Below are 20313 nucleotides of genomic sequence, written 5' to 3'. Positions count from 1 at the left end.
CTAGCAACCCTTCCGATGATTCCTTATTCCCGGCCGCTACCGATAGAGCACCAGCGGCAATGGGTTCTGAAACGAAATGACTGACTTCCTGGCCCGCGAGCGTATGACGCATCCGCTGCAGCACTACGGTTCGAGGGCTCGACAGCGGGATCTCGGCGGCACGCAGTCGTTTGAGGATTGCAAATAGCAGTTCGCTCCTGGTATCGGCGGCGATCCTCGGGCTGCGGACATATCCCGTGACGCTTAACGTGATGCCGTCGGGCGTCAGATGGCTGAACATGACCGAAGGCGCGGGATGATCGAGAACCGATAGATGATCCCCGTAGGCATCCAGAAGAATTTCCCGCACCTGCTCGGGATCGATGTCCAGCGCGAAGGTGAGCTCGAGCGCGACGACTCCCTGTGTATTGCTTCCCATCGTCACGTTACGCACATTCTGCGAAATAAGGTGCGAATTGGGAACGATCACCGTTGACCTGTCCCCGAGCTGTATTTCGGTCGCGCGTACACTGATGCGCCGAATATCTCCTTCGATGCCATTGATGCTGATCATGTCGCCTACTTTGACCGGCCGCTCGCCAAGCAGTATCAGCCCGGAGATGAAGTTCTTTACAATCTCCTGCAGACCAAATCCGATACCTACTGATAATGCGCTGACGATCCACGCCAGGTTTTGCCATTTCACGCCAAGCATGGACAGGGTTTGCAGCGCGACAAGGACATAGCCGACGTTGGCAAACACCGTCATTAGCGAGGCACGCATACCCGAACTCATTTGCGTCTTGGGCAGAAACTCGGTGTCCAGCCATTTGCGCACCGATCCAAGCAGATAGAGGCCCACTCCGCACGTAAGGAGGGCGGTGAGGATATGGGCGGGAACGATATTCAGAGCGGGCAGCCGCTCCCCTCCGAGTACCTCGAGTATGCTTTTTATCAGGTCTGCGGGGGTTGTTCCCAAGCCACCCGTGAGCAGCGCGATGACTGCGGCAAGCACCAATGCGCTGCGACCGATCCCAGAAAGCACCGTTGCCACCTGTTCGAGCTGGACGTCTGCCAGCCCGAACAGATGCTTGATTGTTTTGCCGCTCGCGTGACGTGGCGAAAAGACACTTTCGCAGACATCATGCGTGAGCTTCATCAGGAGATAAAGGCTGCACAGCACGAGATCGAACCAGACGAGTTCATAAGTGAGGAATCGCGCGACCGAAACGTAACCGCTGAGTAGTGCGATCAGAGAAACCCCGACGGCGAGAGTGACGGCGGCGTGAATCATGCCCGCAAGGGTAGAACGCGCTTCGGGGGGCTCTCCGGCAGCGGCGAGCGCAGTACGTACCCGGTTTGCCCGCAGCAGCGATGCCCCAATAGTCAGGACGACGGCCAGCGCCACCAGGCCGCGAGTAAAGAGCGTAAGTTGCAGGCTGGTGTCGACGGCCATGTTGATCAGTTCGATGGCTCCGGAAAACAGCAGCAGTGTGGCCAATATCCGCGGAAAGGGGCTCAGCGCGCGAGCGACGGGGTCCGCGATGGCCGGCAGGCGCCAGGAAGGATGTCGTGTAGAGAGCCACGCACGACCGAGTGCAGCGACCAGAGCACAGGTCAGAACATGTTTGACAAGTCCATCGGTGAAGCTCTGGAGGATAGGATCCAAGGTCTGCTGACGGGTAACGACGTAAAGAACCAGTTGAACGGCACATACGGCGGCCATCATGCTCGCAAACATGGTCGATATCGCAATGGCGCTGCGTCGCAGCCGGCCTTCGGGAAGGCGGCGCAGACAAAACGTCCCTAACATTACCTCCAGAACGCGAGCTCCGATTGTCGTGACGGCCAGCGCCATCAGCATAATCAGTGTGGTCACGAGCCGGTGGCCCGGTTGCCATATCGATTGAATTTGCTTGCTGACCTCCTCATTGAAGCCACGCAGACGTTCATGGTCTGACGCTTCCGGACGGAGCACAGGTGCCCAGAATGCAGCACTGAGAATGCTTCCGGAGCGAAGTGCCAGTTGGTCTTTCAGGTGGTCGTGCAGCAGCCGCCCAATCTGTGCGCTTACGTTGGCAAGGTTCTCCTTGATGATTCCCGCCTGCCTGAGTTCGGTATCGAGTTGTGCCTGCTGTTCAGCGAGCGTGCTGCGCTGTTGGGCGATTGCGGGAGTTTCCGCATTCGATTCCGGCGGGGGTGCCGTTCCGAGTACGTCGAGTTGTGCATGCGCTTTCGCGCGATCGGGCTGCAGTGACGTGGTTATCAGTCTATCGACGTCTTCGGCAACGCGCCGGCTCAGTGCATCCAACTCGAGCAGCTGCGCATCGCTTGTCGCGCTCGAAGCTCGCTGCCTGATTTCGTCCTGCTTATCCTGAAGTGCGTTCAGCATTTTCAACGCATCGGGTCCCGCAGCCGTGGAGTGCGGAGCAGGCGCGTGTATGCCCGGGGGCGGCAGCGTCGCTGCGCATAAGGCAGCCGGAGTCAGGCTGGGCACTGTCAGCGCCATAAGGCGAAAAATGATCAAAAGTACTTGTCGCATAACGAAAAGGCGGTGAGGGACGCGCGTTTGAAAGGTCTGGCTCGTGCGCAAGACACCAATGTGAAGTGTTGCACCGGGGTTGTGGTCGGGCGAAAATCCGCGCGCAACCCTCACGTCTGAGAGTTGAGCGAATATTCATACATGACATAAGTATCAGAGATGAGTATAATGCCACCATAGATGGGCTCTGTGCAAGGGCAAGAGCCTGCTGCCGCGGATGGGCGACCGTGGTTTCGATGGGCCGAAGCAGTTGGGCCGCGCGACCGGAGGGTCACGCGCTTACGTCCTTCAAGCGGCGCACGCCGATTTGTGGCTGTCCAGCAGGCAGAGCACCGTAAGGCTCGCTGGTTGGCGGAGGAAAATACGGTGTAACGGGACAGAGAAGTTCACTGCTGGCTAGTGTGCGGCGCAGACATTGACTTGCTATTTTTCGCGCCCCATTCGCGGTTGCGGAACTGCGATACGGAGCGCGACCAGGTATGGATCTGCGTGTTGTGACGTCTGGAGCCCGCCGCCATAACGTCAGATAGCAAACGGGACGTGAACCATGGAATATATCGAAAGCTTGCGCCTCTTCCGGACTATCGTCGAAGTCAAACACTTCAGGCGCGCCGGGGAAATGATGGACCTGTCGCCATCAGTCGTTTCGCGGGCGATCGCCTCCTTGGAGGAGCGCCTGGGCGCGCGACTTTTCCATCGCTCGACCCGACAGTTTTCGCTGACGGAAGCGGCGGAGCGCTTTTACGACGGTTGCTGCCGCATCCTCGACGATCTCGACTGCCTCGAAGCCAGCGCGGCGAGCCATGGGCGACTGCCTACGGGAATGCTGCGACTGGTCGCGCACACGACCACCACGCTGACGTGGCTCGCGCCGCTGATTTTGTCTTTCAAACGTAAGCATCCGAAAATCGCCCTGGATGTTACTCTAACCGAGCGGCCCGTCGACCTGACGGCTGACGGTTACGATCTCGGTATCATCCTGCCTTTCATGCTGGCGACGGATCTGGCCGTGACGCGGCTTCTCCAGCGTTTACCGCTGGTCATCGTCACAACCGAAACTTATCTGAACGGGCGTTCTCGGCCTCGACATCCTGCTGACCTGGCGGACCATGTGTTCGTCACTGTTCCTCCTTCGATGCACAAGCCATTCGTCACCTTTCGAATGGAGCAGGAAAACGTCGCATTCCCGATCAACTACGAGATCACGTCGAATAACCCCATTTTCAACCGCGACGTTGTACTCGAAGGATTTGGTGTGGGCGTACTGCCAGTAACTCTTGTTCAGCAGGACATCAAGGCGGGGCGGCTCGTTCGTCTGCTGGAAGGATTTGAAATTGCAGATACTGCTGCGGAGGTTCGCCTGGCCTACGTCGGACGCACGCTGCTGCCCGCGAAGGTGAGGGCGTTCATTGACCACACCGCAGAGTTTTTCGACGGAGGCGCGGAAACTTGGGACGTAGCTCGTTAGGTAGCCCCACATTGGCGCGACATCCCGACGTAATCTATCGGGAGGCTGTGCTCCCTCGCGATGTAGAAGGGTGCTTTGCCGCGGGTGAAAAAAGCAGAAGTGCTCAGTCTCACCTCAAAAGCTCCGAGCTCGACTGCCTGCGGCTGCGGTGGCCAAAAGGCAGTCAAAACACGATCTCTCTCAACCATCAAGCTAATGTTCTGTTGTTAGCAATCTATGTTTACGTGGCATGCCGGTATCAACGAAACGGGAGAGACCAGCATGCCCATGGGACGACCGAAGGCCGAACTGGTGTTGAGTGAAGATGAGCGCTCGCAACCGACTTCGATCGCGCGTTCGCGCGCGATTTCGTCGGCGCTGGTGACGCGTGCGCGCATCGTGCTGGCTGCCGCAGCCGGGGAGCCCACAGCGCAATTGCCCAGCGTCTTCAGCTCACGCATGCCACGGTGCTTTGCTTTCGCATGGCGCCTTTTGCATTTTGGACGAGGCGAACGAAATGTCGCACGGTCAAGAGCGCGAGTATTTTTGACTGCCGCATCGCCAACGGTCATAGAAATATTCCTATCGTGGTAACTCGGAGCGGCGACCACATTGATGCCGTTGGCGCTGAAAATCTGGGTATCCGGCCAGTCCTGCTCCTGTGCGAGTCGCACCGTTTTCAGGTCCTCTAACGTGTTGACGTCCGCAAACAACGTTGGGTCGCCCGGGAACGCTTCGCCACATGGCATGGTTGGACTGTCACATTCAGCGGGCGCTGACGGTGTCGCTCGACGAGCGGATCAACCGGCATGAAGCACTGCTTCACCGGATCCGCAAGTTCGATCCGCACTGGTGGAGTTCGACGTTTCTGCAAGCATCGGAAGATTGCCGCCCGAAAGAAGAGGCGGCGAACGGAATACGCCGAACATCTGGCTGAACACCGTCCACCGCCTGTTGTCGCGCTTGGCGCAGGTCTTCAACGCCTGTCAGGCAGCAGGATCCGCGCGTCCACCTGACGGATGTCAGTGTGGCCGCAAAAGGCCATGGTGATGTCCAGCTCCTTCTGGATGATCTGCAGGCACTGTGTGACACCAGCCTCTCCCATCGCACCCAGGCCGTAGAGGAAGCTGCGGCCGATCAGCGTGCCCCTGGCGCCGAGCGCAACGGCTTTCAACACGTCCTGTCCGCTGCGGATGCCGCCGTCCATCCACACCTCGATGCGCGAGCCGACCTCACGCGCGATCTCGGGGAGGGCCGAGATCGAAGAGGGTGCACCGTCGAGTTGGCGGCCGCCATGGTTGGAGACGATCAGCGCGTCGGCACCGCTGTTGGCGGCAAGGCGCGCATCTTCGACATCCATGATGCCTTTCAGAATGAGTTTGCCACCCCATAGCTTCTTGACCCACTCGACGTCCGCCCAACTCAGCGCCGGATCGAACTGTTCGGCGGTCCACGAACTCAGGGACGATAGATCGCCTACACCCTTTGCATGACCGACGATGTTGCCGAAGGTGCGCCGCCGGGTGCCGAGCATGCCGAGGCACCAGCGCGGCCTGGTCGCCAGATTAATGAGGTTCGCTGGGGTCATTTTGGGCGGCGCTGACAGCCCGTTCTTGATGTCCTTGTGGCGTTGGCCGAGGATCTGCAGGTCCAGCGTTAGCATCAGGGCGCTGCACCGTGCCGCGCGAGCCCGCTCAATTAACCGCACGATGAAATCGCGGTCGCGCATCATATAAAGTTGGAACCAGAACGGCTTGCTGGTCTCGGCGGCAACGTCCTCGATCGAGCAGATGCTCATCGTGGACAAGGTGAACGGGACGCCGAACTTCTCCGCCGCGCGTGCAGCGAGGATTTCGCCGTCGGCATGTTGCATGCCGGTCAACCCCGTCGGCGCGAGCGCCACGGGCATGGCGGCCTCCTGACCGACCATTTGCGTGCGCGTGCTGCGGGCCGCCATGTTGACCGCTACTCGTTGGCGCAGCTTGATGCGCTGGAAGTCACGTTCATTGGCGCGGTAGGTACTCTCGGTCCACGAGCCACTATCGGCGTAGTCGTAGAACATGCGCGGTACGCGCCGTTGAGCAAGCACGCGTAAATCTTCGATGCAGGTGATGGCAGGCACAGTTTTTCTCAGCACAGGGAATAACGACGAGTGTACGTTCTCGGACGGTCGCCCGGTATTCAGGGAATGCCTGGAAAAAATTCACTGACGTGACGGCGCGCCAGAACGAACCCATGTCGGCAACGATGTCTTCAAGGGTCTTGCCGACGATGAGCGGCGCCAGCGAGTTCACCGCGGTCACGCAAATTTCGTTACCCCGGCCGATAGTGAAGGTGAGTCCGTGTCCCGTCATCTGTTCCGGTGAGTCTGTTTCGAGCACGACGTAGGTGGCCGAATAATCCGGCGCCGCATTCATCGCATCGGAGCCATCGAGTGAGCGGGAAGTCGGGCAGCGAATGTCCCGAACGGACAGGTTTGTGATCGTGGTCATCCGGACGCCCCCAAGGGTGACCGGTGCGGCAGCCAGGATGGTACGCGTGCATGGTGCACTAGGCGCCACTGGCAAGCACACACGAGGCCACACTCCAAGCGTTAGCACGCGTTGACAGCATTGATTTCACCACCTAGCATGCTAGCATGTTAGTTGTAAATCAAGCTCTCCGTGAGCCTCCTGCTCCATGAAGTCAGTGGCCATCGACCCGTATGCCGCATTGCAGAAACTGCAGGGCGGGGAACGGAGTAGTTTGACCGACGCCGTGGCAGAGGCGTTGCGCGAGGCTATCGTCACGCTGGCGCTGGAGCCGGGAATGATGATCGACAAGCAGGCGGTCTGCGAACGGATGGGCGTGTCGCGTTTTCCGGTGTCCGCGGCGCTTGCCAAGCTTGCAACCGCTGGGCTCGTCGAGGTGTTGCCGCAACGCGGCACGCGTGTGAAGCCGATCGTGATTCACGACATCCGCCAGCATCTGTTTATCCGCAGCGCGCTCGAAGTCGAGACCGTGCGCGGCCTGTCGTCGACGCGTTCTGATGCGACTCTGGATGCGCTCGCCGCCAACCTCGACAAGCAACGCGAGGCCGTGGCCAAAGGATTGCGCCATGAATTTCACCTGCTCGATCTCGCCTTCCACGAGATCTTGCTCGACGCTATCGACTTGCCCCGCGTAAAGGAAATCGTCGCCACGTCGCGCAGCGCGCTTGATCGTGCGCGCCAGTTGCTGGGGAGTCCGGAACGTCATATTCATACACTCGAGGAGCATGTGCGCATCTTCGAGGCGATCGCGGAGCGTGACGCCGAAGCTGCGGCCCACGCGATGCACTGTCATCTGGATGAAGTCGTTGCAGAGTTGCGGCGCTTTGCCAGCGAACGGCCCGATTTGTTCGAGGAGTAGACCCGGCCTTCGCACGAGTCTTCATAAGAGTCTCCGGACCGCCGCAGTCCGGGCGCATCGGGTGGGCTGCTCGCCAGCCGCCGAGCGCTGCGTAGTCAACTCGGTATGGAGGAGACAAGAAATGAAACTCGTCAAACATGCAAGCGTGGCCGTCGCCCTGGCGGCTGCGTGGTTCATGGCAGCGGGGCATGCGCTCGCTGCAGAAGATTTCCATGGCGTTACCATCAATGTGATGACGTTCGTGGGTCCGCAAATCGCGGAGCCGCTGCAGCGCCGTGCACCTGACTTCGAAAAGCTCACGGGTGCCAAAGTCAACATTCTGACCGTGCCGTTCTCCGACTTGTACCAGAAGCTGCTGACCGATTGGGCCTCCGGTACGAACTCGGTCGACGCCGCGGTGTTCGCTCCGCAATGGATGGTCGACTATACGAAGGGCGGCTTCCTCGAGGACCTGTCGGCGCGCGTCGCCCGTGATCCGGCGCTGAAGGAAGATGACGTCATGCCGTTCTTCCGCGATTTTTCGCAGCGTTTCAATGGCAAGACCTATCTGGTTGCGCTCGACGGCGACTTCCAGATGGTCTACTACCGGACCGACATTCTGAAACAGCTCGGCAAGCAGCCGCCGAGAACCTGGGACGACTACCTGGACATCGCGAAGGCAGCGAACGGCAAGGTATTCGGCGGCGACGGCAAACCGGTTGCGGGTTCCTGTATTTCGAAGAAGCGCAACGCGCAGGCGTACTGGGCGATCATCTCGATTGCGGGTGGCTACATCCAGTCGAAAGGGACGGCGCAAGGAGCCTTCTTCGATCCGGTCAACTTCAGGCCGCTCGTCAACAATGATGCGTTCAAGGCCGCGCTGAACGTCTACAAGGAATCGACCCAATACGGGCCGCCGAACGAAATCAATCTCGACGTCGGCGATACGCGCAGCGCCTTCATTTCAGGACACTGCGCGCTGACGCTCGACTGGGGTGACGTCGGCGTGCTGGCGATCGACCCGAAGCATTCGAACGTGATCGACAAGGTCGGCGCGGTCATCCTGCCGGGCTCGACGAAGGTGTTGAACCGTGACACCGGCAAGCTGGTGGCGTGCGACAAGAGTACCTGCCCGTATGCGGTGGAGGGCGCGAACCATGCGCCTTTTGCAGCATTCGGCGGTTGGTCCGGCGGGATCAATGCCAAGGCCAACCCCAAGGTGAAGGATGCAGCCTACGCGTTTCTCTCGTACATGAGCCAGCCTGCTCAATCGAATGTTGACGTGACGATCGGTGCGACCGGTTTCAATCCGTATCGCCGATCGCAGTTCACGGACATGTCGATCTGGAAGAAGTCCGGGATGAGCGACGCGGCCGCGGCCTCCTACCTCGGCGCCATCAAGGCCAGTCTGCAAAGCCCGAATATGATCATCGATCTGCGTATCCCGCAGAACCAGCGCTACGAGCAAGTCGTACTGGATACCGCGGTGGCGCGGTTTCTCGCGGGGGAACTTGATGCCGACGCCACCATGAAGGCGATCCAGACAGGCTGGAATGAAATTACCGATGACCTCGGAAAGGACGGCCAGTTGAAGGCCTACAGGGAGTCGATCGGCGCCAAATAGCCGCATGCCGCGCCGGTCTGCGCCAACCGGCGCCGCTTCCGGAGAGGCGATGACGAACGGCGTCCGAGCGTCGTTCGTCTGCCGTAACGATGACACGAGACTGGCTCATGCAATCTTCGTCGCACGTTTCGTCACCTGCTTCACAGCGACGCGCGTCGCGCAGGTCATCTGTTGCCAACTGGCTGGATCGTCAGGCTCCCTACGTGTTCGTGCTGCCGGCCGTGCTGCTCATTCTCGCCTTTTCGATCTTTCCGCTAGTCACGTCCGCCTATCTGTCGTTGATGCGGTTCTCGCTCGGCGAGGGAGGCTACGAACTGAAGTTCGTCGGCATGCGCAACTACGCAAGGCTTTTTAGCGGCAGCCAGCAATTTCACTTTGTCGGTGTATTCCGGCCGCCGGGCATTATTAGCCTCTCGGTGATGGTCGGTGCCGCGCTCGCTACAGGCTGGTGGCTCCTCAGTTACCTGCGCAGCAAGCATCGCTCTGTCGTCGGCGGCATCGGCCGGCTGATCGCCGCTGCGTGCTTGCTGGCGCTCGTGTGGCTTGCCGCCAATACGGTCGGTCACGGCGGCGAGCTGGGCAGCCTGATGGTGACGCTCTTTTACGTGGTGTTCGGGGTGGCGCTGCAGTTCCTGCTGGGTCTCGGGCTCGCCTACCTGTGCACGTTGCCGCTCAAGGGCGGCCGATGTTTCCGGATTCTGTTCTTTCTGCCGCTGATGGTGACACCCGTTGGCATCGCGTACATGTTCCGCATGATGGCGGATACCGCAGTTGGCCCGCTTGCGCCGGTTTGGGCGTGGCTTGGGCTGGGGCAGATCTCGTGGGCGGCGGACCCATGGCTTGCGCGCATCGTGGTCATCATTGGGGATACCTGGCAGTGGGTGCCTTTCATGTTTCTCGTCTTGCTGGCCGCGCTGGAAGGCACCTCGCGTGACCAGATCGAGGCCGCGCAACTCGATGGCGCGTCGAGCTGGCGGATCTTTCGCGACGTGACCTGGCCGTCGATCGCGCCGGTCGCCGCGAGCGCGGTGCTGATTCGCCTGATCGAAGCGTTCAAAGTGGTCGACCTGCCGAACGTGCTGACCAATGGCGGCCCCGGCATTGCGACAGAATCAATGACACTGCACGCGTTCATCGAGTGGCGCACGCTGAATCTCGGCGGCGCATCGGCCCTCGCCTACATGTTGTTCTTCGTATCGACGATCGCGTGTGTGTCATTTTTTCAACTCGTCGTGCGGCGCGCGAGAGGGGGGCAATCATGATCCGGCGCCTCTTTGTTCCCGCACGGGTCGGTGAGATCCCCATCGGCACCCGGGTGATTGCCTACGGGCTGCTTGGCCTATGGACGCTGGTCGTATTGTTTCCGTTGTACTGGATGGCGATCACGTCGTTCAAGCTGCCTATCGACGTATCGAACGGGCCGGTCTACGTGCCATTCATCGACTTCAAGCCGAGTCTCGACGCTTGGCATTACATCTTCGTCGACCTCGGGCCGGACACGTTTCGTCCCTACGTGAATTCGCTGATCATTGCCACGTGCTCAACGGCTGCTGCCGTGTTCCTGGGCTCGATAGCGGCTTACGCCCTCGCGCGCATCGAGTACAGGCCGCCCGTCGCGGCGGTGGGTCTCGGCGTCCTGACGCTGGCCGTGGTGGTGGCCGCCGTCGGCTGGGGCGGTGTGGACCTGCGGATCGCAGTGGCCGTGTGTGGCGCGCTCTTTTTCCTGCTGCTGCGCGCGATCATCCGACGCGCAAGGCGCCATTTCGCCAACGACGACATTCTCTTCTGGATTATTTCTCAACGCATCTTGCCGCCGGTCGTCACGGTGATCCCGATCTACCTGACCTTCAAGAGCATCGGGCTGCTCGACACCCGGACCGCGCTGATCATCACCTATGCGACAGCGAATGTGCCGATTGTCGTCTGGCTGATGTTCGATTTTTTCGCCAGCGTGCCGAAAGAAATCGAGGAGAGCGCACAGATCGATGGCGCGACACGCTTTGCCATCCTGTTTGGCATCGTGGTCCCGCTCGTCGCGCCGGGTATCGTGGCGACAGGCCTGCTCGTGCTCATCCTCTCCTGGAACGAGTATCTGTTCGCGCTCTTTCTGTCGACGGCCAACGCGCAAACCCTGCCACTTCTCGTCGCCGCGCAGAACGCCACGCGGGGGCCGCAGTGGTGGAACATGTCGGTGCTGATTCTGATCATGATTCTGCCGGTGATGCTGCTCACGCTCACGCTACAGCGCTTCATCGTCAAAGGCATTCTGGTGGGAGCGGTCAAAGGATGAACGACATGGGGACGAAGGCGCCACGCCCGTCGCATTTCGCGAGCTCGACGTTGCCGCATTCGAAGAGCGTCTCGCTGCGCAACGTCAGCAAGACATTCGGAGACACGCGCGTACTGCACGACCTGTCACTGGACGTACGTGCGGGCGAGTTTCTTGTCCTTCTTGGCGAGTCTGGTTGCGGCAAGACGACCGCGTTGCGCATCATCGCGGGACTCGAATCGGCGAGTGAGGGGAGCATCTACGTCGGCGACAACGACGTGACACAGCAACTGCCGCGCGATCGTGATGTTGCGATGGTATTTCAGTCCTACGCGCTGTATCCGCATAAGACGGTGTTCGAGAACATTGCTTACCCGCTGATCGTGAGAAAGCGCCCGAAGGCCGAGATCGATGCGGCGGTGCGCGAGGTGGCGGTGAGCGTTCATCTTGAACCGCAGCTCGACCGGTATCCGCGTCAGTTATCGGGCGGCCAGCGGCAGCGCGTCGCGCTCGCCCGCGCCATTGTTCGCCGCCCCGCGGCGTTTCTGATGGACGAACCGCTGTCGAACCTCGATGCGAAGCTGCGCGGCCATATGCGTGCCGAACTCAAGCACATGCAGCATGAACTCGGTGTCACTACGATCTACGTCACACATGACCAGATCGAGGCAATGACCCTCGCGCATCGTGTTGCGCTGATCGACAAAGGCGTGCTGCAACAACTCGACGCCCCAGCGCGCATTTATTCGGACCCCGCCAATCTGTTCGTCGCGGGCTTCATTGGTTCGCCACCAATGAATTTTCTGCGCGGCACGCTGACGAACAACCGCTTCGAGTCGGAAGGCATGGCACTGGTTGCGGACGTAAATTATCATGGGGAAGCGGTGCTTGGCGTGCGTCCCGAAGACTGCATGCTCGTCACCGCGGCTGATGGTGAGTTCCGGGGACGCATCTATTCGGTCGAATTGATCGGCGATCACTCGCTCGTCACGCTGAACGTCGGACAGCAGCAGATGGTCGTCAAGGTGTCGAACATGTTTACTGGAGAGATCGGCGCGGAGGTCGGCCTGCGGGCGAGCCGCGAGCGTGTTTATTTCTTCGACCAGAGTTCGGGCCTGCGTATCCGGCAGTGCTGAGTATTGACGGATGCGGGCAGCGGATTGTGTACTGTCGGGTAGCTGGGGGCGGTTACCCGCGTCCAGCCCCCTCGGAACGGGGCATCGGTCTTTCGATCCACACGGCTCAAGCCTCTGAAAAGGCATCTTTCGACACCCGGTTTCACAACTGTAATTCCGGCAGACTCATGATTTCTAAGGCAATTGAGATGGTGCATCCGAAGGTTGCCGGCTGCATCCGACCCGCCCTCGGCTCTTGTCACAATGGGACGAACACCCCAAGGGGTGCCATTTGTGATTGGTTCCTGGCAGGTCGAACACATGACATCCTGCCTTCGCCAGACACGGTAAAACTTCGCACGGCCTTTTCACGAGTTCTGCCTTTTCGTGGCCCATCGGGACTCGAAGTAATGCTCCCCTTCTGGGTCGTGCGGATTGGCGTTGGCTCTGATCTTGATATGCCGATGGATTGGCGTGGTTTCCTTGACGACTACATGGCCGTGGTAATTCGCCGATCCACGTAATACCGGATTGAGCACCCTTATCAGGTTTGCCTGTTTAGTCGTCTTGTCGGCCTTGATGACTTCACGGATTTTGTCAAGATGCGCTTTGACGTTCGCTTTGGACGGCTTCATAAGCAGCTTGCCGTTGTACTTGCGAATGTTCCATCCGAGGAAGTCAAACCCCCTCTCTGATATGCGTTATTCTGGTCTTCTCTGGCGAGAGGACTAACCCGCGTTCCACCAGAAAATCAACCACTGCAGGCTTGACCGGTTCTGGTGCACACAGCCGGTGAAGCCGGAGCGTCTCCAATACATAAGGATGCCTGATTTATTGAATAGGACAGCACTCCAGACGGCGGGGGCAATAGTATCCTTGAGTCCGAGAGTGCGGAGATTGAACTGACCCTTGCGGATGCCGTGCATCAACTCGATGCGTGAAATCATGGTCTTCGCACACCTGAATCGTTTGGGACTTGGTGTTTCGATGATTCTGTTCGATCACGTTATTCAGATACTTCGAGGAGCGCACATGCGCCCCCTCAGGCAGCAGAGCGTCAGCGATCATCTGGCGCACGGCCCGGTGCGAGGCGGCATACCCATCGAGCGTGATCGTCTCCGGTGGCTGGCCCTGATGTTTGATGGACTTGCTGAAAAAGGCTTTGGCCGCGCTCACATCGCGCTTTGCCCTGAGCATGAAGTCCACTGTCTGGCCGACCCGATCTACCGCCCGGTAGAGACAGACCCACTTGCCACGAAAATTCAGATAGGTCTTGTCAACACGCCATGACCGGCCAGTGGATATGCCAAACCGGTTCCAGCGCTTGACGGACTCCGGCGTAAAGCGCTTCACCCAACGCATAATCGTGGTGTGCACCAGCGACAAACCGCGCTCGGCCATCATCTCGACCAGATCGCGCAGGCTGAGCTTGTAGCGAAGGTACCAGCGCACGCAGAGAATGATGATCTCCCGATCAAAATGTCGCCCATCAAACAACGCCTCCAGGCCTTTCCGCTTGCTCGTCACCGACCAGCAGGACGCGGCTCGGACATATCAGCCTGGGCGGCAATGTCTATCTGCGTAAGCGGTGTTTTCTCCACACTACGGAAGAAGCATGAGGAGCGGCGCTCCCCTAGAACGGCATATCGTCGAAACGCGGCGTGGCTAATGACCGTTTCACGAACTTTAGCCAGCCCTTAAGTTCCTTGACGTCGTCGAATACGAGCAGGTCACGTTCAAGGGCGTGGAGGCTCTCCTGCAGCGAGAAGATATCGGCGGCTAGATTGCGCATGATGGTGCTGGGCGACACATCGATGAAGGACGGAATTCCGTAGCTGTGCTTGAATCCGTTCTCGACATGCAGGATTTCGTGGTCGAGTTCACCGACCTGTTCCTTCAGAATCTTGTTGTAGTGTTTCAACCGGTCTTCGCCGATGTTGTTGATGGCGCTTTGGTCGATATGTTCCAGCTCCAACTGCAACTCAAGTAATTGCAACAGGCTGTTTTTGCTATATGCCTGGTTGGCCCTTTGCATCAGAGCGGTCTTCCGATCACGCTCCTGCGGATCGGTTTCGCGGTCGGGATGCAAGGCGCTGGCCAGTTTGCGATAGACCTCGCGGATGGATAAGCTCAGTTCGGCCTGCTCGACTTTTTCTCGTGCCTCTGCTGCGAGTTGCCTGGGCGTCTTTTTTCGTTTGGCGCGGCGCGCTTCCCGAGCCTGGGTTTCGAGTGCATCTTGTGCTTGCAGCTGCTCCATTTGCGCATGGGCGCGCTGCAGTACATCCTCGGGAGAACTCATATCAACGTCGTCGCCCAGCTCGACCCCGAGCATGGCCTCGAGCGCCGATTTCATGTCGTCCAACTCGGCGGCGGCTTCACTGTCGAAGTCAGATTCGCTATATCGGTTGTAAATCGTTTTAAGCTCCAGATCATCACTCTGCGCAACCAGCTCACCTGCCAGGTCGCTGATCAGGTCTGCAATCGTGCGCCGCTCGGATTTGGTCAGCCCCTTCTGACCGTACGCCTGGTCCAGGCGATGCACGAGCTTGGCGCGCAAATCGATGGAAGTTTGCTCAAGAGGAGCGAACTCGCTTAGATATTTCCGATGGAAGGCAGGCATTGCAGCCTCCCAGGCACTCAGCCGGGCGCGCCGCTTTTCGATCTGCTTGATCAGCGTGTTGAACGCCTTTTGCCCCTTCGAGAGATGAGACTTGTTATGGTCGGGAGCAAGGCTGATGGACCTGAGAGTTGTCTTGGTCATGGGATGATTTCCGCTGGCTGATGCAAGAGTGAGCACCCCGCTATTTTAGCCGAGGTCGCGGTTGCAACGCGCTGGCGCCCGCGGTGCGAGAGCGAACACGCGCACGTTGCCGACCGATGATCGACCTATGCCGGAGCTCGTGGAGAACGCGGACTGGACCCCGGACCGGGCGCTTCATGGGTGGGTTGTAGCGAGCTGCACTCGTTTGGCGAAGTTAAACGGCAGCAGGTCGCTGATGTCAGCGTCCGATGCCCGTTGTGGCATTTCGGTCAGCACATGATGCAGATACGAATAGGGCTCGACATTGCAGGCCCGGCACGTCAGCACGAGGCTGTAGACCATGGCACTCGCCTTCGCGCCCGCAACTGTGTCAGAGAAGAGCCACGAATGTCTCGCTGTTGCAAATGGCCTGATGTCTCTTTCCAGAATGTTGTTATCCACGGGCGCACGCCCATCGATCACGTAGCGGCTTAGATATTGCCATTGGTTTCTCGTGTAACTGATCGCCTTGCCCAACAGGCTCTCAGGCAGAACCGGCGTGGCGCTCGCAGTGGCTGCACGCGTATTTGAAGCGCACATGTTGCAACGGTCAACCTCTAACCGTTTCATCGTCAGCGAGAAACCCGAGCGCTCGTAAAACAGCAGTTTGATGCGGTTCGCACGCGTGTTACGGAAGGCGAAGACCGCACGGGCAAATGGGTCAAGCTGCATGGACTGATCGACCAGGATAACGAGACCGTTAATCCCGTTCCTAAAATCGACGGCGTCGCGGTGCAGACAGACCCGCACATCGCCGACACCAACGTCGTGTCCTGCCCGCTACATTCGAGCTTGAGCGTAAGGCCATTGGGCATTTCCACCGTCAGCCGTGACGGTGCCGGTGGGCGCAGCGAGCTGCGCACGGATTCGCCGTGCGCCGGCTGGAGTTCCGATTGCGGTCCGGATCGCCTCGACTGCGCGTCGGTGCGGCCGATCTCGACGACCGGCACGAACGCCGACGGCGTACCTTCGATTACGTCCGTCGCGGCAGTGCCGTTGCGTTTCTCCTGGTGCTTGCTGACCCACCGGCGCAGCAGGTTCGCGTTCACACCAGCCTTGAGCGCCATGCCAGCCAAAGACACGCCCGGCTGCAGGCAGGCCTCGACCAGCTTCTGTTTGGCCTCTTCGTCAAGTAGCGCCGTCGGCCATCACTGCTCACCCCGACGGGCTCAAGCTTCAACGGATCTGAGGAATTCTGCGTCATATGTCCACCTGTCAATGAGGTGGACATATGCTGCGCGATCAAGCCTCAGGAAACCATGTGCGCTTATTTCACCGCACGCAAGCCGCCTGCAACGGTAGAACGCAGCGCGCCCCAGTCGGCATTTGCCGAACGGCTGTCCCTGACAAGTCAGCCTGGATGACCGGACGCCTCATTTGCCCGCCGTTGAACGCCTGAGAGCACGACCGGTGGCAGTTGGCCGGCATCAGGCATTGAACAGCGGCTCGCCCATTCCACGAGCCGCGATAGATGGGTCAGGCGATGAGGGAGCAAAGCGGTCGTTCGGCGCCGACTTGTATCTGATGTGCGCTTCCGTCACGGTGCCGCCGTACTGCCGCCAAGCATTGATTGACGGCAAGCGGAAGCGCCGCAATGACAAAGGTACTGGGTCCGGATGTCGTCTGTGAGCTCACCGTCAACCTCAAGACCGTAATCAATAAACAGCTCTTCGCCAGGCTTGATGGTGGCGATGGCATGAATGAAGACACGATCACCCACTTCGATTGCCTCGCAATTGGGCGTACAGGCGTGGTTCAGGAAGCGCGCGCTGTTGCCGCCGCGGCTGCCGTCGATCACCCGGCCGTCGGACAGACCAAACACGAATGTATGCCCGACATCGGACCGTTGACGGGCAGCGGCGAGTCGCCAGCTTGTTACTTCACCCCTGTACTCGATGAGGCGCTCGCCTGCGGCGATGGCCTGAAGCGCAAAGAGTCCCTTGCCATGCACCGATGAGCGGCGTGCAGTGATGCGTCGCAGTCGCATTGTGTCGTTCCCCGCCGTATGTCTTTTCGTCATTCAAGTTTAGATGCGAAGCATATCGCTGCAGTGGTTCGTATTCAACGTGTCATATTGTCTTGTACGCAACTAACCGTCAAACGCTCCTACGCACCTGTCCAGATTCGCCAAAACCCCGTCAGCAGAAGGTTGGGTCGCCACGGCATAGGGTCCGCCTGATAACGGCGTGTTTGCCGCGGCGATGCTTTTCTCAATGCCTTGAAGGTTGCCTGGCACGGTACACCTGCATCAGGGTGAAGGTTCTGTCTTTGATACGCGCGCGTTTATCAAAGGGAGTCCACAGACAGGAGTTCATCAATGCTGTCGCAGCCGGCACGGGCGAACCAGGGCCAGCACGGGCGAAGCCATTGATGCCATCATCGAGGCCGTAAACGCGGCCGTGATGCGTGGAGAGACGGTCCAGCTGATTGGCTCCCGGATTGTTGTCGACGTGTGCGCGTGCCGGGCGTAATGGCCGTAACTCGTCGACGGGCGACAGATCACCATCCCCGGCGGCAAAGACAGTGAAGTTCATGGTCGGCAAGCCGTTCAGGGACGTCGTCAACGCTGCCTGAGCAGCTACGGTTCGAGTTCAAGGGTTTCCATAAGCGTTGAAGGCAGCGCTACAGATTGCGTCGAAAGAATTCTTGCATGCGCGATGCAGTTTGAATATTAGATTGTTGTTGCGTGTCCGCAGCCTGCTGCGCAGCGATCTGCCCGCGCAGCGCCGCAACGTTGAACGCTGCAAGCGCGAGATTGCTGCTCAAGGTCAGATAGGCCGCTTCCAGTTCGAAACGCTGATTGTCGGCTTGCGCGGCGGTCGATTCGATCATGCGGCGCCGATGCGGGTGCTAGACGACGATCAGAAGACAAGCTGTTAAGGCGTGTTTTAATCCATGGATCGGCGCCAACATCGATGAAGCCGCGCCCAGTACAACTGTGCCTATAGCCAGATAGCAACGACCGGCTCTTTCAATGCGTCTGGAACGGGAGCGTGAATACCTGCGCCGAGTCCAGCAAACCCTGCGCCTGTTCCTTCAGCGTCTTCGCCGCAGCGGCCGACTGCTGTACTAGTGTCACGTTCTGCTGCGTGTTTTGCTCAAGGTTCCCGATCACGCCACGTACATCGCCGATCTGCTGCGTCTGCGCACGGCAGGCCTGGTGCATCGCTTCCATGATGTGCGTGACGCGCTGCGATGCTTCGACGATGTTGGAGATCGTCGTGCCGGCCGCACCGACCTGCCGCTCTCCCTCACTGATCCGCGCGCTGCTCGCGCCGATAAGTTCCTTGATTTCCTTCGCGGCAGTTGCGCTGCGCTGTGCGAGCATGCGTACCTCGCTGGCGACGACCGCGAAACCTCGCCCCTCGGCACCGGCACGCGCGGCTTCTACTGCGGCATTCAAGGACAACAAATTGGTCTGGAATGCGATCGAGTCGATGACGGCGATGATGTCTTCGATGCGGTTTGACGATTCGCTGATCGCTCGCATTGTGTTGACAACCTGACCAACCGCAGTGCCACCCTGTGCCGAGGTAGCCGAGGCATGCTTTGCCAGTTCGTCGGCGTTGCCTGCGCTTTGGGCATTGGCTGCTACGCTGGAGTCAAATTCCTCGAGCGCGCTGCTCGCCTGTTCGAGTTCGGCTGCCTGCCGCTCGGTGCGCGTACTCAGGTCGGCGTTACCCAGCGCGATTTGCTCCGTGGCAACCGCGACGCCTTGCGCGGCGTCGCGCATCTGGGTGACGATTTCGGCGAGCCTTTGCTGCATGCGTGCCATTGCGGCGATCACGCTCGACGTATCGCCACGCCGCAATTCGATTCGACGCGCGAGGTTGCCCGCGCGGATCGACTCGGCCAGTTCCACCACGTCGCCAGGCTCGGCCCCGAGGGCCTGGGTGATGTTGCGCACAGTCGCGTAGACGATGGCGATGCCAACCCCGCACGCGAGCAGCGTCAGCACGCTCATCAACCAGCGAAAATCAGTGCTGATCTTGCGCGCCTCGGCGCTTTCCTGCCGGTTGAGGTGCTCCTGATAGTCGATTAGTGCGTTGACCCCGGCAAGCCATTCCACAAGCGCGGGACGGGCATCATCGAGCAGGATCTTGCGCGCGCCCTCGACGTCGCCCGCCTGCTGCAAGCTGATCACCTGCTGGATCAGCGGCAGGCTGTGCTCGCGCGCGGCGTTGACCCGTGCATAGATCGCCAGTTCCTCGGCTGTGATATCGGTACGTTCGGCATAGATCCTGGCAAGCGGGCCAGCCGATTCTTCGTACTGGCTCGCGAGCGCATGAATGTGATCGATGACCGAAGGAAGTTCTGCTGCGGATACAAGCGTCACGTCACGCACCGCGATGGAGCGGTCGTGGACACTTCCGCGAAAGTTGATCGCGTAACGTTCCTTTACGCCGTTTCGTCGATGATGTCGTCGAGCCGCGCTCGAACCATCTCGACCTGGCTGATCGCGATTATCGTCAGCGCGACGAGCGCGATGAGCACCACGCCGAACCCTGCGATCAACCGCGCCCGAATGCTGAATGTCTTCTTGTTTGTGTTCATGGGTTCCCCGTGTGCTGACGTAGCCTTGACTTGCGTGGACCTTTGCGGGCCAGCAACGCGACGCGCCGTTTCTACTTCTTGCGCCAATAGTAACAAGAAAAATCTGCGCGATACAGTATTTGTATCTAAATAAACAATTTAATTTGATTTGCCTATCGAACGAGATGTACGGCGGCTTTCCGCTTGCGTCGTCACTCGAACAAAAATCGTGGATCTTTGTCGGATCGTTCATGCCGGCGCCCCCTTTCAGCCGCTCGCCCTCTCAACGGGCAAACGCATCATTCGAGGTACAACGAGCGTCTTTTTATACGGCGTCCGGCTGGTCGTCGGGCCGGTCGTTCCAGATTGTCTTTCGGTGCCACGCGATCAGACGCTTCAGCGTAGGACAGACTCGACGGCCTCCGGCTTGCCATAAAGCCAGCCTTGGGCGAGTTCGATACCACAACCCTGCAATGCGGCATGCTGATTTTCTCTTTCCACGCCTTCGGCGAGCACCATGCAACCGAGCTTGCAGAGCCGCTCGGGAACTGATGTGTGTTACGTCAGACGACTATTTCGGGCGAAGGGGAGAGGGCAGAGGATCCGGGAATCGTGAGGATCCAGTTTCTATATTG

General features: G+C 59.5%; 17 protein-coding genes and 5 pseudogenes. 9 read left to right on the top strand and 13 right to left on the bottom strand.

Annotated features, from left to right (window positions below; genetic code table 11):
- Positions 1 to 2521 (bottom strand): DUF3772 domain-containing protein (locus tag PQR02_RS36165; RefSeq protein WP_408242673.1); only part of this gene is annotated, 2521 nt, incomplete at its 3' end.
- A 547-nt stretch (positions 2522 to 3068) separates the two neighbouring features.
- On the opposite strand from PQR02_RS36165, the gene PQR02_RS36160 reads away from it, so the two are divergent.
- From PQR02_RS36160 to PQR02_RS36150, 3 genes and pseudogenes are all read left to right on the top strand, one after another.
- The gene (locus PQR02_RS36160) at positions 3069 to 3989 is read left to right on the top strand and encodes a LysR family transcriptional regulator (protein WP_408242672.1); all 921 of its coding nucleotides are present in this window, start codon (positions 3069 to 3071) and stop codon (positions 3987 to 3989) included.
- A 261-nt stretch (positions 3990 to 4250) separates the two neighbouring features.
- Positions 4251 to 4438 (top strand): annotated as a pseudogene (locus PQR02_RS36155) (IS630 family transposase); the annotation flags it as partial.
- A 311-nt stretch (positions 4439 to 4749) separates the two neighbouring features.
- A complete protein-coding gene (locus PQR02_RS36150; protein ID WP_408242671.1) occupies positions 4750 to 4905 on the top strand; it encodes a hypothetical protein in 156 nt (51 codons plus the stop codon).
- Positions 4906 to 4944: 39 nt separating this feature from the next.
- Here the strand turns inward: PQR02_RS36150 and PQR02_RS36145 are convergent, their stop codons facing one another.
- Positions 4945 to 6030: an alpha-hydroxy acid oxidase gene (locus tag PQR02_RS36145; RefSeq protein WP_408242670.1), complete on the bottom strand. Its 1086-nt coding sequence runs from the start codon at positions 6028 to 6030 to the stop codon at positions 4945 to 4947.
- Positions 6031 to 6175: 145 nt separating this feature from the next.
- Positions 6176 to 6460: pseudogene (locus PQR02_RS36140) on the bottom strand (fuconate dehydratase); the annotation flags it as partial.
- Between the two features lie 187 nt (positions 6461 to 6647).
- Between PQR02_RS36140 and PQR02_RS36135 the strand changes: the two are divergent.
- From PQR02_RS36135 to PQR02_RS36115, 5 genes are all read left to right on the top strand, one after another.
- The gene (locus PQR02_RS36135) at positions 6648 to 7358 is read left to right on the top strand and encodes a GntR family transcriptional regulator (protein ID WP_408242669.1); all 711 of its coding nucleotides are present in this window, start codon (positions 6648 to 6650) and stop codon (positions 7356 to 7358) included.
- Between the two features lie 121 nt (positions 7359 to 7479).
- Positions 7480 to 8961 carry an extracellular solute-binding protein gene (locus PQR02_RS36130; RefSeq protein ID WP_408242668.1) on the top strand — a complete coding sequence of 494 codons (1482 nt, stop codon included), beginning with the start codon at positions 7480 to 7482 and terminating at the stop codon, positions 8959 to 8961.
- Positions 8962 to 9068: 107 nt separating this feature from the next.
- Complete coding sequence (locus PQR02_RS36125; protein ID WP_408242667.1) at positions 9069 to 10223, top strand: carbohydrate ABC transporter permease; 1155 nt, start codon at positions 9069 to 9071, stop codon at positions 10221 to 10223.
- The gene (locus tag PQR02_RS36120; protein ID WP_408242666.1) at positions 10220 to 11251 is read left to right on the top strand and encodes a carbohydrate ABC transporter permease; all 1032 of its coding nucleotides are present in this window, start codon (positions 10220 to 10222) and stop codon (positions 11249 to 11251) included. Before PQR02_RS36125 ends, PQR02_RS36120 begins: the two co-directional genes overlap by 4 nt.
- A 5-nt stretch (positions 11252 to 11256) precedes the next feature.
- Positions 11257 to 12366 carry an ABC transporter ATP-binding protein gene (locus PQR02_RS36115; RefSeq protein WP_408242665.1) on the top strand — a complete coding sequence of 370 codons (1110 nt, stop codon included), beginning with the start codon at positions 11257 to 11259 and terminating at the stop codon, positions 12364 to 12366.
- Between the two features lie 347 nt (positions 12367 to 12713).
- Here PQR02_RS36115 and PQR02_RS41075 read toward each other — a convergent pair whose 3' ends face one another.
- From PQR02_RS41075 to PQR02_RS36080, 7 genes and pseudogenes are all read right to left on the bottom strand, one after another.
- Positions 12714 to 12980: a group II intron maturase-specific domain-containing protein gene (locus PQR02_RS41075; protein ID WP_459252062.1), complete on the bottom strand. Its 267-nt coding sequence runs from the start codon at positions 12978 to 12980 to the stop codon at positions 12714 to 12716.
- Between the two features lie 264 nt (positions 12981 to 13244).
- Positions 13245 to 13851, bottom strand: a pseudogene (locus tag PQR02_RS36105) (IS6 family transposase); the annotation flags it as partial.
- A 127-nt stretch (positions 13852 to 13978) separates the two neighbouring features.
- The gene (locus PQR02_RS36100) at positions 13979 to 15106 is read right to left on the bottom strand and encodes a molecular chaperone DnaJ (RefSeq protein ID WP_408242664.1); all 1128 of its coding nucleotides are present in this window, start codon (positions 15104 to 15106) and stop codon (positions 13979 to 13981) included.
- 174 nt (positions 15107 to 15280) lie between these two features.
- Positions 15281 to 15715: an IS66 family transposase gene (locus PQR02_RS36095; protein ID WP_408242674.1), complete on the bottom strand. Its 435-nt coding sequence runs from the start codon at positions 15713 to 15715 to the stop codon at positions 15281 to 15283.
- A 9-nt stretch (positions 15716 to 15724) separates the two neighbouring features.
- Positions 15725 to 15895, bottom strand: a pseudogene (gene tnpB / locus PQR02_RS36090) (IS66 family insertion sequence element accessory protein TnpB); the annotation flags it as partial.
- 56 nt (positions 15896 to 15951) lie between these two features.
- Positions 15952 to 16227 (bottom strand): annotated as a pseudogene (locus PQR02_RS36085) (IS66-like element accessory protein TnpA); the annotation flags it as partial.
- A 455-nt stretch (positions 16228 to 16682) separates the two neighbouring features.
- Entirely contained in the window at positions 16683 to 17132 is a 450-nt protein-coding gene (locus PQR02_RS36080) for an SET domain-containing protein (protein WP_408242663.1), read from the bottom strand.
- 440 nt (positions 17133 to 17572) lie between these two features.
- On the opposite strand from PQR02_RS36080, the gene PQR02_RS36075 reads away from it, so the two are divergent.
- Positions 17573 to 17719 carry an HU family DNA-binding protein gene (locus PQR02_RS36075; protein WP_408242662.1) on the top strand — a complete coding sequence of 49 codons (147 nt, stop codon included), beginning with the start codon at positions 17573 to 17575 and terminating at the stop codon, positions 17717 to 17719.
- A 48-nt stretch (positions 17720 to 17767) separates the two neighbouring features.
- Here PQR02_RS36075 and PQR02_RS36070 read toward each other — a convergent pair whose 3' ends face one another.
- The 3 genes from PQR02_RS36070 to PQR02_RS36060 form a co-directional block, all read right to left on the bottom strand.
- A complete protein-coding gene (locus tag PQR02_RS36070) occupies positions 17768 to 17977 on the bottom strand; it encodes a hypothetical protein (protein WP_408242661.1) in 210 nt (69 codons plus the stop codon).
- Positions 17978 to 18116: 139 nt separating this feature from the next.
- Positions 18117 to 19931 carry a methyl-accepting chemotaxis protein gene (locus tag PQR02_RS36065; RefSeq protein WP_408242660.1) on the bottom strand — a complete coding sequence of 605 codons (1815 nt, stop codon included), beginning with the start codon at positions 19929 to 19931 and terminating at the stop codon, positions 18117 to 18119.
- Positions 19932 to 20074: 143 nt separating this feature from the next.
- Complete coding sequence (locus PQR02_RS36060) at positions 20075 to 20197, bottom strand: hypothetical protein (protein ID WP_408242659.1); 123 nt, start codon at positions 20195 to 20197, stop codon at positions 20075 to 20077.
- Between the last annotated feature and the right edge of the window lie 116 nt (positions 20198 to 20313).

The sequence above is a fragment of the Paraburkholderia sediminicola genome (genome assembly GCF_046026895.1).
Taxonomy (GTDB): domain Bacteria; phylum Pseudomonadota; class Gammaproteobacteria; order Burkholderiales; family Burkholderiaceae; genus Paraburkholderia; species Paraburkholderia sediminicola_C.
Note: the sequence above shows the minus strand (reverse complement) of the source record. Positions and strands in the feature narration are given on the sequence as shown.